The organism is Mycoplasmopsis primatum ATCC 25948 (assembly GCF_000702785.1).
GTDB classification, from domain to species: Bacteria; Bacillota_I; Bacilli_A; order Mycoplasmatales; family Metamycoplasmataceae; genus Mycoplasmopsis; species Mycoplasmopsis primatum.
This window is the reverse complement of sequence record NZ_JNJV01000025.1, coordinates 1-14,844: the sequence shown is the minus strand read 5'-3', so window position 1 is coordinate 14,844 and position 14,844 is coordinate 1. Positions and strand designations below refer to the sequence as shown.

General features: G+C 27.4%; 10 protein-coding genes and 1 pseudogene. 4 read left to right on the top strand and 7 right to left on the bottom strand.

What is annotated here, in order from left to right:
- The 3 genes and pseudogenes from T386_RS04715 to T386_RS0103150 all read left to right on the top strand — a co-directional run.
- Positions 1-156 (top strand): annotated as a pseudogene (locus tag T386_RS04715) (IS30 family transposase); the annotation flags it as partial.
- Between the two features lie 527 nt (positions 157-683).
- A complete protein-coding gene (locus tag T386_RS0103155; protein ID WP_318024039.1) occupies positions 684-1,256 on the top strand; it encodes a cytosine methyltransferase in 573 nt (190 codons plus the stop codon).
- Positions 1,249-4,107: a DUF262 domain-containing protein gene (locus T386_RS0103150; RefSeq protein ID WP_029513698.1), complete on the top strand. Its 2,859-nt coding sequence runs from the start codon at positions 1,249-1,251 to the stop codon at positions 4,105-4,107. The genes T386_RS0103155 and T386_RS0103150 overlap by 8 nt, the downstream gene beginning before the upstream one ends.
- Before the next feature lie 153 nt (positions 4,108-4,260).
- Here T386_RS0103150 and T386_RS0103145 read toward each other — a convergent pair whose 3' ends face one another.
- The 7 genes from T386_RS0103145 to T386_RS0103115 all read right to left on the bottom strand — a co-directional run bounded on the left by T386_RS0103145 (position 4,261) and on the right by T386_RS0103115 (position 12,097).
- Entirely contained in the window at positions 4,261-5,577 is a 1,317-nt protein-coding gene (locus T386_RS0103145) for a cation:proton antiporter (protein WP_084274187.1), read from the bottom strand.
- A gap of 200 nt (positions 5,578-5,777) precedes the next feature.
- Entirely contained in the window at positions 5,778-6,290 is a 513-nt protein-coding gene (locus T386_RS0103140) for an adenine phosphoribosyltransferase (RefSeq protein ID WP_029513696.1), read from the bottom strand.
- Between the two features lie 19 nt (positions 6,291-6,309).
- The gene (infB, locus tag T386_RS0103135; RefSeq protein WP_029513695.1) at positions 6,310-8,115 is read right to left on the bottom strand and encodes a translation initiation factor IF-2; all 1,806 of its coding nucleotides are present in this window, start codon (positions 8,113-8,115) and stop codon (positions 6,310-6,312) included.
- Positions 8,094-8,396, bottom strand: a complete 303-nt coding sequence (locus T386_RS0103130) for a YlxR family protein (protein ID WP_029513694.1) — start codon at positions 8,394-8,396, stop codon at positions 8,094-8,096. The genes infB and T386_RS0103130 overlap by 22 nt, the downstream gene beginning before the upstream one ends.
- Positions 8,377-10,002, bottom strand: coding sequence for a transcription termination/antitermination protein NusA (gene nusA, locus T386_RS0103125; RefSeq protein WP_029513693.1), 1,626 nt, complete (start codon positions 10,000-10,002; stop codon positions 8,377-8,379). The genes T386_RS0103130 and nusA overlap by 20 nt, the downstream gene beginning before the upstream one ends.
- A 7-nt stretch (positions 10,003-10,009) precedes the next feature.
- On the bottom strand, positions 10,010-10,456 hold the full coding sequence (locus tag T386_RS0103120; protein ID WP_029513692.1) for an LSm family protein: 447 nt from the start codon (positions 10,454-10,456) through the stop codon (positions 10,010-10,012).
- A 156-nt stretch (positions 10,457-10,612) separates the two neighbouring features.
- Positions 10,613-12,097, bottom strand: a complete 1,485-nt coding sequence (locus T386_RS0103115; protein WP_029513691.1) for a hypothetical protein — start codon at positions 12,095-12,097, stop codon at positions 10,613-10,615.
- A 308-nt stretch (positions 12,098-12,405) separates the two neighbouring features.
- Between T386_RS0103115 and T386_RS0103110 the strand changes: the two genes are divergently transcribed.
- The gene (locus T386_RS0103110) at positions 12,406-14,646 is read left to right on the top strand and encodes a leucine-rich repeat protein (protein ID WP_029513690.1); all 2,241 of its coding nucleotides are present in this window, start codon (positions 12,406-12,408) and stop codon (positions 14,644-14,646) included.
- Positions 14,647-14,844: the final 198 nt, after the last annotated feature.

Below are 14,844 nucleotides of genomic sequence, written 5' to 3'. Positions count from 1 at the left end.
GAAAATTGTCATCGCTTGTTAAGAAGATACTTTCCAAAAGGAAAATCACTTGATAAATATGCTGGTCAAGACACATCAAAAGTTATGGAATATATCAATTCATATGCTAGAAAAATATATAGCAAAAATTGTGTTTCAAATGCTTTATTAATGTAAATTTTATTAAAAAAATGGCTACTTTGGCGGGCGCCGGCCCCTAGGGGCCTTGTTTTCTATATTCTTTTTTAGTTTTTCGCCCTAAAAAAGAATATAGAAATCATAAATTTAGTAATATTTATTAAGTACTTAATGAAGGCGTATTTTACTTTTGGAATTTACATACCATAAACACATACAAAAGCCTTAATGACTTTCCCTTTATAATTTATATAATTTATAAAATAATATAAAATTAATCAATATGCGTAATGTAGATAAAACAACGAGTATTTATAGAGTAAAAACAGAGAGAGAGAGAGAGAGAGAGTTGCAATTTCTCAAATAACAAAATAATTATTTGAGCTCTTTTTGATGATGCTGAATCATCTTATAAGAAAGCCATTCAAAAATATTATAAACAGTTTGATTTAGAAGTTCATTCAATCGGCATAAATGATATCTCCTTTAAAGAGAAGGAGAAATTTTTTTATCACAAAATTGATCTTTCGATTCAAAATTTCAACTTATTAAAACAACTAAAAGAATTGCCAAAGCCGGATATCATTCTGGCGTCGCCACCTTGTGAAAGTTGATCAAATGCTGATTGCAACGGAAAAATGCTTCGTTCGATTTCTAAGGATGGGCAATGAATCGTGATGAATAGAAAATATTATGACGAATATAATACAAAATGCCATCCAGTAAAACACAGATTTTTTCTTCAAAAAGAAAGAGGAAGATTAATTGGTGAAGGCACAATATCTGGAACAGTATCCATTATTGAAAAATTTAAGCCAAAGGTTTGAATTATAGAAAACCCAACAACATCAAAAAGTTGGGAATATCAAAGAAATCATTTGAATTTTTTAGGTTATGAAAATAACACATATTATTCTTCATATGATGATAATTTTAGCTTAAAACCTACAACGTTTAAATCTAATATTGAATTAAATTTGTTAAAAAAAAGACAAAAAGGAAATAATAATCATATGGCTAGGGGCTCATATTCAAAAAGAAGTGCTATACCTAAAGAATTGATAGCCGATGTTTTAAATCAAATATTCCATTTTTTGAAAAAACCGATATTTGCTAAATGAAAGGAAAATTATGAATAATCAATTAGAACTAAAAACCTGAAAAATTGGCACTAGTATATCATCATACTTCCAAAAGATTTTAGAATTTGAATTTAAGGCAGAAGATTTTTGAACAATCATAAAAAATTCTAATTTAATTAAAATAATTGAGATTGGCGATAAATACTCATTAGTTTTTGATTTCGACCGAAATCGAGATATTTATTACGCAGTAAGTCTTAGTACAATTAATCAATTTTTAAAACTCACCAACTATTGAAACATTACAAACAAAATAAATGAAGAATGTTATAGAGTATCAAATGAATTTATATCTTATATAATAAACAACACAAATAGCAATAAGACAACTAAGCAATTAATAAGCGAATTTATACTAGATTCCATTAGTTATAAATTTAGATCACTTAGCGATTGATTAATTAAATATCAAATTGATGATGACAGCAGCATTCCAATTGAGGATAGTGATATATCATTTTCGTTTCTCTTATCAATGGATAAACTTTATTATAAGGAAAAAGAGGAATATGAGTATTTGACAAGGGAGATAAATCGAATTCGCCCTGAATTTAAATCAATAAAGGAATCGGAAGTAGGAAGTGTAAAATATTTTGGACCATTATTAGAAGAAATTGAAAATAATGTTGATAATATATCACTTCTTAATACTGTTAAAACAAGCATTAAAAATTTATTAAAAGCTATACGTAGAGTTAAAAAATTGCCTTCCCTGGAATGTGAAGAAATACTCCAAGTAAATATTTCTAAAAATAAATTAATTGTAAATAAAAACGCCGAAAATAATGGCGATAATTCATACTCACAAAATCAGATAGAGCACAATTTTAGAAGTTCAGCACACAATATTTATGAATTATTTAATAAATATTTAAAAAACATTAAAGTGCCGATATTTCAAAGAAAATATGTATGAAACATAGATTTAATCAAAAATATGATAGTTTCGATAGACGAATACGATGAAGGTTGTTATTTAAATAACATTATATTAACAAGCAAAACAAATGAGACTTCATTTTATACAGCAGAAAAAGAAATAATTGATGGTCAACAAAGAATATTTACTATTATTTTAATTTTATTTAGCATCTATAAAATTCTTGTAAAAAGATGATTAAATAAAAATAATGAATTTATAATCAAAAACAATAATCAAAAACTATTATTTAATATGTTTAGTGATCCAACTAGTGAAAATTTCTTTGCCAAAATTTATTCAAACCTCAATGATCTTGAAGATGGAAACATATATAAATATTTAAATAATTTATTAATGGAATATGATTTTGACAAGAATGAAGATTGCAATTATAAAAATAAAATACTTATTTTAAAAATTATAGAAATCCTAAATAAAATGGATGACTTAGATGATTTTTTAGATAAAATTTTAAATAAAACTTATGCTTCTTACACCAACATTAAGGTTGCACAACCAGAAGTAATTTTTCAAAACCTAAATCTCAACTCTAAACCTTTAAGCTCTCTTGATTTATTTAGAAATTATTTATACTCTAAAACTAAGGATGAAAAGCTAATTAAAAAATTTAATGAAGATTTTTACAACATTTTTTTAAAAAAAGATGAAGAGGTAGATGAAAAAGATATCTCAGTTTTTGCTTCACTAATTTATAGAATTGAAGTATTAAATGAAAGAAGTAAAAAAATGTCTAATACTTCAATAACAAATAATTATGTTCTCTTAAAAGAATGATTCGAAAATGAAAATGATAAAAATAATATAAATTTTCATCAATCTTTTGATAGCCTTCTTTTAAGAATTTCTTTATATAAGTTTATAAAAAATCCAAAGGTGTTTTTAAAAGAGCAGAAAAATAGTAATTTATATACTAAAATACAAGAAAACAAGGTTTTGCTTAATGATAAGGTAATTGAACAAATTTTTGCAGCAAATCAAGATCAAACAGTATTTATTCCGTTAGTCTGAACTTTGTTAGAAAAATTTGGGGTTTTATACAACAAAAAAAATATTTATGAATTTGAAGGAATTTCTGATTTATTTAAATGATTATTTGAATTAGAAAGATTTATATTCGTTTGAAAATGAACAGGCTTTAGTGGAGAGTCGTTGACTGAATCGATTTATAAAATAATAAAAGACATTAATAACAAAAGTATTATGACTCCTGAACAGTTAAAAAATAGATTAAAATCAACCGTCCCAGAAATCAAAAAATTTGAAAAAGAAACGGAAATTGATGAGCAGTTTAATAAATCAATAAATAACTTTTTTAATTATCCTCAAAAATTGGATCAAAAATTAAGGGCCTTATTGTTAAGCAGAATACATTTCAATCTTTCTATTGGTGAATATAGAAACGGCATTGTAAATATTGATGAAGCAAGATATAAAAACTATCTTGAAGGAGAATCATATTCATTATGAGCAGATAGTAAATATGAATATGAACATTGTCTCGCGCAAAAATCAGATTTAATTGTTTCCTTCCAAAAAGGAACAGATGAATTTGAAAAAGCACAAAAATATATAAAAATGATTGGCAATGGTTGCTTGTTGCAATGAAGAGCAAATGCAAAAGCTTCAAATAAAATAATAGAAAAAAAATACAATGATTATAAAAATACACCTAAAAACAACATTTCATTATATGGTTTTACATACGATGATGGAAATGAAAAAAATATCTTGCTAACGAATATATTAGATTGAAATCCTAATTACAATAATAACGAGCCATTAAAGTTGCAAGAATACTATAAAAAAATTGAAGAGAGAACTAAACAATTGCTAAAAATAATTTTTGATATATATAAGTATGACAAAAACTCAGTTTATGAATATGATGAGGCAAAAAATAATTAAAAAATAATTGTAAAAAAGATGTCTATCCTTGGATATGGCTGAACCAAAAATATCTTCAAAATTGTAAAAATTTTGGATTTTTTATCATACTTTGCATTAAATATCCTTTATTTTTTAAAGTTGAGTTTATAAAGACAATAAATAATAACTTAATTACGAATAATAAACAGCAGGTGCTTTACGAAGTCTCTTCTTTTCATTTCTTGATAATTTAAGTAGAGTCGATTTATCATGCAATCTTCAATCTTTTTCAAGTAACTTTTTGTGTGTTAAGTCCATTAAAATAGCGCCTAATGGTGCTGTAATAACAATAGATAATACAGCAACTGCTAATATTTCAGTACCAGCTAAATTAACAGTTCCGCCAAGATTTTGTTGTTCTAATAATGGTTTAGCACCAATAGCAGCTTGCACTGTAGCTTTTGGTAAGTATGCTATAACACAATATATTTTTTCTTTAAAATTCAAGTTTGTTCCAAGGAGTGCAAAGAAAACACCAATTGATCTAAATACCAAGGCAATTAAGATTATATATACAGCATTAGCACCACTCTTTGGAAGCGATTCAATTTCTACAGCAGCACCAACTAAAACAAATAATAAAACTTCTGCCGGTATTCAAATCTTTCCAAATTTATTAGCAAGTTTATCAACGGTGGAAGGTGCAACCTTGATTTTTACAACACCACATAAAACTACAACAGCTAATAGACCAGCAACTTCAACTTTTCCTACTTTAGCTCAGTCTTGTATAGCAATGCACATTAGAGATAATGCCATAATTAATAAGGCTTTATATGTGTTTCTAATAGAATGTTTTTTAGCAGAATATCTAAAAATATATGAAATGGCAAAACCAAAAATGATACCTAGTAAAACACCTAAAATCATAGAAATAGGAATGTTTAAGAAACTCATAAAGTTTATTTTTCCACTTTTAGACATTTCTAAAAATGATGAAAAGAGTACTATAACAAAGATATCATCACATGAAGAACCAGCTAAAATTATTTGTGGAATTCTTTTATAAGTGCCTTCATTACCTTCCATTAATTTTAACATTCTTGGTACAACCACAGCGGGTGATACAGCGCCAAGCACAGCGCCCATCATTGCTGCATTAGTATAAGAAATTCCCATAAATAATGGAGCAAAAATAATACATGCTACCATCTCAAAAACAGCAGGCAAAAATGACATCAAAATAGCTGGACGGCCAACTTTTTTAAGGTCTTTTAAATCCAATGAAAGACCTGCTTTTATTAAAATAATAGACAATGCAATTTCTCTAATTGGGCCTGATATATTGATTAAATCCTGCGAAATTCATTTAGCACAATGAGGGCCAATTAAAGCGCCAAGCACAATCAGACCTATAATAGGCGGTATTTTAATCAGTTTTAAAATTCAATTTAAAAATAAACCGGCACAAAAAATAATTGCCAATGAACTAATAACATTTACTATCATAAAAACCTTCTTATAATTAGCAAAACAATTGATATATAAACAAATGTTTTAGATGTTTTAATTTAATTATTAGATACTATTATAATACCAACTAACATAGTTATAAAGAATTTTTTACTATACTTATTTGACTGTTTTATAGCCTAATTATGAAAAAAATGTTAAATAAAAAAGTGCTAATCAGCACAATTAATATTTTTTTAAAATTTAATTAGTGAAACAACTTCAATGCCTTGTTTTTCTATCGATTCTCTGGCATTTAATTCTTCAAGTTCAAGAAGCAAAATAACTTTTTTGGTTATAGCGCCTTGCTCATTTAATAATTTAATTATAGCCTTAATTGTTCCACCAGTTGCTAAAACATCATCAACAATAGCAACAGTTTGACCTGGTTTTATAAAACCTTCTTGGATTTGCAAAATATTATTTCCGTATTCAAGATCATACGCCTTTGAAATCACCTTACCAGGTAGCTTACCTGGTTTTCTAACCATAATAAAAGGTTTTTTTAAATTTGCAGCAGTAGGCGTTCCAAAAAGAAATCCACGTGCGTCAGGTCCAACAATAACATCAACATCAGAAGCAGCTTCTGACATTAATTTAATGGTTTCGTGTAATGCTTCTCCATTTGCTAATAATGGTGATATATCTTTAAATGCAACTCCTGGTTTGGGAAAATCATTGATATCTCTAATATATTTTTTTAAGTCCATTATTTCCTTAATAATTTAATTAAACAGTAACGGGAACATCTTCAAAGAATTCTAAAATATCATCTTCTTTAACATCATTAAATTTCTTGATATGTGTTCCAAAATCTTTGCCTTTTTCAACAGTTTTAACATCATTGATATCTCTCTTAAGAGTTTCAATAACGCCCTCATGAATCAATTTTCTATTTCTAAAAACTTTAACCTTGCAACCTAATTTGATAATGCCTTCATCTAACATACAGCCCGCAATGGCGCCAAGTTTTGAATAAAAGAAGACCTTGATACAATGAGCTGAACCGATTTTCTTTTCTTCATAAATAATAGGTTTTTCGCCATCTAATAAATTTTGCATATCTTCTATAATTTTGTAAATTACATCATATTGCATAATTTTGATGCCAGCTTGTTTAGCAGCTTGTTTAATATTAGGAGAAATTTTAATATTAAATGTTACAATCATTGCATCAGATGCTTGTGCTAATAATAAGTCACTACTGGTTACTTGTCCAACTTGTGTGCCAACTACTCTAATAGCAGCATCATCATTTTCCATTACAGAAAGTTTATTTTTAATAGCTTCAGCTGTTCCTTGCATATCAGAGCGAATAATAACATTGATTATCTTCTTGCCTAAATCGATACTCATAGTTTGCGTTTTTTCATATAAATCTATACTTTTATCAATTTGAGCTTTATCATTTGCTAATTTTTTAGCATATTTTTCATCTTCAAAGCCTATGAATCTATCACCAGCTAATGGTGAAACATTAAGACCAGCAATTTTAACTGGTGTTCCTGGCTCAGCTTCATCAATAAATTGACCACCTGGGCTTTTCATACTTCTAACCCTACCATAACATGAACCTGCTACAATAAAATCGCCTTTACATAAAGTACCATTTTCAACAATAATAGTTGTAACAACTCCAACACCTTTATCTACTTTACTTTCAATAACTGTGCCACTTGGATATCTATTAGGATTAGCTTTTAAATCAAGTAAATCAGACATTAAAATAATGGCGCCAAATAAATCTTCTATACCATCGCCTTTAAGTGCTGATCCATAAACAACTTGAACATCTCCGCCATATTCTTCAATGACTACGTCATTTTCACTTAATTCTCTTTTTATTTTGTCAAGATTCTTTTGCGGTTTATCCATTTTATTAACGAAAACGATAAGTGGAACATTAGCAGCTTTTGAGTGCATAATGGCTTCTTTTGTTTGTGGCATAACACCATCATCGGCAGCCACAACAAGAACAACTATGTCTGTAACTTTTGCACCACGCGAACGCATTTCACTAAATGCTTCATGACCAGGAGTATCAATAAAGGTAATTTTTTGACCTTTATGAGTAATTTGATAGGCACCAGTGTGTTGGGTAATTCCTGAGCTTTCAGTAGAAACAACATTAGTTTTCCTAATGTAGTCAATTAAAGATGTCTTTCCGTGGTCAACATGACCCATAACAGTAATAATTGGTGGACGCTTAACAAGCAATTTAGGATCGTCATCAAATTTCACCTTGTTTAAGAAGTTACCAGCATCAATATTGTCTGCTTTTTTAAAATCAAGCATTTTTTCAAGACACACTTCTGCTATTTCTTCTTCTTCTAAAATATGATTGATTTGATAAAGTTTTCCTTGTAATAAAAATCTTTTTATTAAATTATTTGGATTCACATTTATTTTGTTAGCAAAATCTCCTAAGGACATTCTGCCAGTAAAAACAAAAGTTCCATCAACTATTTCTGTTTTAACATTTGAAAGTTGATCCTTTACCGCATCCGTATTACTTATTCTATTTCTTTTAGCCATTTCCCCTCCTTTAATTGTTTATCAAACAATTCATATGTTTCTTTTGCAACAGCTGTTCTAAATGTTTTATTTAAACATTTATGTTTGATAATAAATTCTCAATTAGCAATTGTGGGAATGAAATAAGCACCCCTACCTTTTAATTCTCTATTTAAATCTAATAGAATTATATTTTCCTTTTTATTATAATCAAATCTAAGCATTTGATTAGAAGACTTAATAATGCCAGTAGCTATGCATTTACGATTATAGCTTGCATAATTATTCTCAATCTTCTTCATCTATATCACTCAAATCAATGTCTTCGTCTAAACCAAAGCTACTTAAATCATTATCAACTTTAAAGTTTTTAGCAACTTCTTTTGCTTTTTTATAATCGCTTAATGATTGTTTTTGTTCATTTGAATTTACTTTTTCAGCATCAAAATTAGTGTCATTATCAGCTTCTAAATCTTGTTCCTTAGCCATTTCTTCATTATATTGTTGAATTAGCTCATCAAATTCCATATTTTCACTTGTATTGGTATCAAAAAAGTTTTGTTCTTGTTCTTTAAAGGCTAAAATATCTTTTTCAAAACCTTCTAAATTGAGTTTTAAATCGCTGAGACGACCACTTCTTCTAGGTTCTTGTTTATATGTATTTCTTTTAGTTTGATGATATCTTTTAGAACTAATAATAGCTTGTTCAACCTCAGCAATTTTGTTTCTATTGAAAGCAATATTCATTTTTTCAGCTTCTTCAATTGTGATAACATTAAGATTAAAACCTGAGATTTTCGACGCTAGTAGTGTATTTGAACCCTTTCTACCAATAGCAGCTGATAAACCTGAATTTGTTGTAATTACATAATACGAATTTTCATTTTTTGGGTTAGGAACTATATCAACAACTTGTCCTGGAAGCATACATCTTTTAATAAACTCGTTTTTATCATCACTATAAACTATAACATCAAGTTTTTCACTAACTTTTTGATCAATGCCTTGATTTAATTCATTTACAATAGTATTAATTCTTGATGAATTAACTCCCATAATAGAGCCATAAACATCAATATCTTCGTTGCTAGCAGTAGGTTTAAATACAACCTTAGTTCTTTCACCAGGCACTCTTTGAATTCTTACAATTTCAATTAAACCATTAGCAATTTCAGGAATATTTGTTGTCAATATCTTTTCAATAATTTTTGGCGAATCAAGTGAAACTGTAATTTGACTTAATTTTGTGTCTTCTTCAACGCTCTCAATAACAACATCTCCATATGAACCTGGGTTAATATTTCTTTTTGCGCTTATAAAACTAGCAGGTAAATGGGCAATAGTTCCATCTTCAACTAATTGAACGTTTCATGAACCACGTGAATTCTTAGAAACAAACGATACCTTAACTGTTTCGCCAATTCTATTAATATATTTATCATAAACAATTGATTTTTGGAGTTTTTTGATAGCTTGAAGTATTGATGATTCAATTGATTTTGGTGTCCTTTGAACAGCAGGATCAGTTGATCTAGTTAAATTTAATAAATCAATTTCAATCTTTATTGAATCATTAACGTTTGCACCTTTTTGAACTTTTTTTGCTAATGATAATGGTATATTAAAGATACCTAAAGCTATTTTTTCATTTTCTGTGTAAGTGTCTCACTCTTCATCACTAATAACTAATGCTTCTGTATTATAAATATGAATTTCTTGTGCTTCTTCATTTAATTCAAAAACAATATTAACTTCAGGGTCAATATTTTTTTGCACAATTCTATTAACTTCTTCTGAAAAAATTGCAAGTAATTTATCTAATGGTAATTTTTCTTTTTCGTTATATCCTTTAATAATTTCATATCAAATTTTAGGACTTGATAATATTTCATTTTGTTTTTTTGGCATAATTCTCCTATCTTATTTTGCTAGCATAATCTAAATTCATACTAACGCTTTTAATATTTTGCTTATCTATTTCTAAATTCCTAAATTGACCTTTACAATTCCATTTAATTAAAATGCTCTTTTCATTATCTGCTAAAAGTTCGCCCGTATAAAAGTCAAATTTATTCAAACTTTTAAATAATTTAATATCAAGTTTTTCGCCTATATGTTTTTCTAATTCATCTGTTTTATAGTCTAATGTAAAACCTGGCGAATGTACTAATAATGAATCAAAATCAATATTAGCTTCAAGCTGATCTATAAAATCATTTATTTGCTTTGTTAATTTATCAACTGAATTTAAATCTTTTGAAGACACTGTTATATCCAAAAATGTTATTCCGTCTTCATTGGTTTTTTGAACATCAATAATTTGCCCTTCAAATTTATCAGTTAATACTTTTTTTCAGTTCATAACTCTCCTATTAAAAATAATAAAGAGTTGGATTTCTCCAACTCGTATATACAATGAAATGAATTTACGAATATATTCATTATAGCAATTTTTTAATTGTTTGCGATTTTTTATTTTTTCACAAATTCCTTACTTTTTTGAAAGAATTTTGTTAGTTTAGCCAACATAAACATGAAAAGAAATTTTTGCAATTTCTTTGCCATTTATAAATTTATATAAATAAAAGTGATAAAAACTAGAATGTGGATGAGATTGAGCGATAGAATATTCAACCTTTTTATCTTTTGTTGATTTCTCTAAATTATTAGTAAAATCAAAATACTTGGCAAGAGGTTGCAATATTTCAACACTAAATATATCTTTTTCCATTAAGATTGGATTTTTAAATTCACCATTATCACGGTGCTCATTTTTAGCAACGATTTTACTTATTTCATTAAAATTCTTTTCAATGGATTCTTGTTTTGCTCAGTCATTTCTATCTTTTGCAAAATGGAGCGCAGGGACAAATTCTTTTTTAAGTTGTTCATCAGCAAGAGTAGGATTTGAAAAGGTTTTTTGATTAAAAACTAAAAACTCAATTTTTGAAATAATTTGATTATCTTTATATTTAATCAAGTAAAAGTGATATTCTTCAAGTCCGTGAGCATGAGACCCAGCTATTGAATAAGTTATGCCGTTTTCTTTTTCTAATTTACTATTAATAGTAAGATATTGATTCAATTTATTAATAATATTATTTTGAAAGTCATCAGCATTTAGCTTATCTTTTTCACTTAATTTAACAATTTCACCAATTTTATTAAAAATGGCTTCTGACTCCATTTTTTTAATTTCATCATTGTCTTTTAATATTTTATGAACTATAAATTGATTATCTCAATAATATGCCTTAGATTTATTATTTAGCTTATTAAAGTTTTCGCCATTATGACCGTGCTCTCCTGTTGGTGGTTTATTATTTTTTCCTATATCGGATCATTTATGCCAAACATATTCTTTATTGCCATTAGCATCTGTTTTAGCAAAAGTTAAAGTTAATCCCTCATCTTGATCAAGTTCATTATTTATAGAAGTAGAATTATCAAAATCAATAGAAATATTTTTAAAATTTGGATCTTCATCATTAGCTGAAACACTATTGTTTTTGAAGAAACGATTAAGCAGGTCTAACTGCTCAACTAATGTTTTAGCATTTTTGATTTCTTTAATTATTGAAGATGGATAAAAACCCATCCCTTCATCAGATGCAGTTGTTGGAAACGAAATAATGCCATCAAAAAAACGCAAAACAGAGGTTTTGCCCTGAGTAATTTTTTTTGCTGGTTTTATATTTCTTTTAAAATTTTCATATTGTAATAACAGTGAATCTGTATCCTTTATTCATTTTTCTACTACATTTTTATCTGATTGGTTGATTTGTTTATTCATTGCACTATATATATTTTTATATAGCAAGCTAAAACTATAATCTGCGTTTTGGTTTAATAGGTCTAATAACTTCTTTTTTTGATTTTTATACTTATTTTGCGTGTCTGTATTTGTGTTTGGCTTATTAGTACTATTGCATGATGCTGACATAATTGCAAAAGGCAAAACTAGCATTGGGGAGCTAAAAATTATATTTTTATGAAATTTCATGATAAATTTCTTTCTACATTTTTTTAAAATATTATCTGTTGAATTATCTTATGTGGAATTTATAAAAAATTCATTTTTATTATACCTTAATTTTGCTATGACGATATAAATGCATTCATTGGTAGTCAAAATTTTTGCGTTTACTTTTGATTTTTTCAAGGCTTGCATTTTTAAATTATGTGTTTTAGTAGTTAGGATAAAAATCAATTTATTTGAGAAAATATCTATTTTTTGGGCAAAAATCACAATTTTTAAAATAAAGTAAAATATTTGTAGGTAAATTAATACCTAGAAAGGCTTATGGCAAAATGAAAAGAAACAAATTAATTTTAAGTTTACTAAGTAGTTTGACAGGTATTGCCGCTGTTTCACTAAGTAGCAAATGTAATGACAGCGCAAAAGCAAAAGAAGAAGAAAAAGCAAAAGAAGAAGAAAAAGAAAAAGAAAAAGAAAAGGAAAAGGAAAAGGAAAAAATAGACTTTAGCAAAGCTAAGGTTGAATTTAACCATAAAAGTAAAAAAAGTTGAAATAACTTTTTAATAAAAAACATTAATAAAGATGATATTGTAGCCGATGATAAAAGTCAATATAAATTTGATATTGAAATTCAAGAAATAGAGCAAATATGGCCATCATCAATTAAAGTATCATATGTTTTAAAAAAAGGTAATGATAAGTCAGAAGTTCAAACACTTATTATTGAAGGTTTCAAAGCACCATCAGAATGAGACCAATATGAATGCCGTCCTTCGTATGGCTATCCAGGTGCTCCATTAGCTAGTAAAGAATTAATTAAACCATCAATGGTTGACCATAGAGATATTTATGTAGGCAATGTTATTGACATAAGTACTAATAAACTGGTTTCTGATATCTATGCAGAAATAGTGGAAAACTCTATTAAAGTAAATGATGATGAAGGTTACATAGAACTTAAATATAAAATGATGAATTCAACAACTTCAAAGGAATCACCAGAATTTACTTATAAAATTACAGGTTTCTTAATTAAGAAAAACGAAGAATTAGCTAACCTTATTACTCAAAATTGAAACCAAATTAATTCTGTTGCAAAAAGTGATTATGGAAGAAAACATTACATTGGAGATGTAAAGCCAGAAAACTTAGAAATGGAAACACCTAAAACACCGATTATCGATGTGAAATTTGAAATTATTGGTGTTAAAGCTATCGAAAATTTTGGCCAATTAAACGTAAGAATAAAAGCAACATATAAAGATCAAGTTATTGAATTCACCAAACCATGTAAAACTTCATTTATGAGTAAATATGACTGAGATAATAGAGATGAAGAGATTAAAGGTCTTGATGGTAATATTTATACTATTAATTTAGGTAATGGTAAGGTTAAAGATATTAACTTTACTGGAAATAAAAAGAATTTACAATTTCCAAAAGAAGCTAAAGGCTTGACATTTGAAATTAATAGTAAAAATACAGAAGTTGAAACAGTTGATTTAGCCAGCGTTGTTTCAATAGAAAGCGGTTTCGCTAATTTACAACATTTAGTATCTGTTAAAGCGCCTAATGTAGAGCACATTTATGCTAATGCCTTTAAGGCAACTCCTAAATTAGACAAAATTGAAGGTTTAAAAAACTTAAAAACAGTTGATGCTGATGCTTTTATAAATAGCAAATTATTAAAAATAGATGCCAATGGTTTTATTACTGCTAATGGTAATATTTTAATGGGCTTTACTGATGATCTTAAAAAAACAATAGCCCCTCTATCTACAAATACTGGAACTTATGAAATAGCTATTCCAGACACTATTGAAGTAATAGCAAATCATGTGCTTGATCAAATAAAAATAGGTAGCGTTACAGGTGGAGCAAATGTTAAAAGAATACTTGCTTATAACTTTCATAAAATTGAAATTTTAAAACAAGAAGAAATTAGTTTCCCTAAATTAGAATATATTGGCCAATATTGCTTCTTTGAAGTCAAAAATGTTAAAAAAATAACATTGAATAATTTAAAAGATGCTGAAAGCAACTGTTTCAGTGAATCAGATGCTATCACCACTTTAAATCTCCCATCTCTTATTAATATTGCATACAGTCCATTTAGAATATTAAATAATCTAGAAGTAATAAATGTTGATTCTCTTAGTGATGAGAGTTTAGAAAAATTAACATACTTAAAAAATTCTCCAAAACTATTTAATAAAGATGGATTCTTAATTGTTAAAGACTACCTATTTGGTTATAATGGTGCATCAACTGAAATTAAATTGCCAGATAATGTAAGAGTTGTGGCATATGAAGCTTTAAATAATCGAAAACTAACAAAAATAGATCTTAATCAAACTACTACGTTGCTAAGATATGCTTTATCTAACAATCCAAACCTAGAAGAAATTATTGCTTTAAATTTGGTAAAAATTTATAGTGGGGCATTTTCGGGCAATAATAAGATTAAGAAATTTGAATATGATAAGTCTAAAAAATTTGAGTTTCCTGATTCGGATCAAAGCGGCCGTGATGGTGCATTTTCAAATAGTAATATAGGTTCTTTTGTTAAATAACAATATACAAAGCTCATATAAAAAACACATCTGCTATATAATAGGCAAAAAAGACTCGAAATTGTAAAATTTTGAGTCTTTTTTGTACAAGTTTAGAGTACAAAAAATCAATGCTTAAATTATAAAACTATATTTGCCCACGTACTATTATGAAAATATTCATCTTCAAAACAAAAAATGCCCGTTTAACTAAACAGG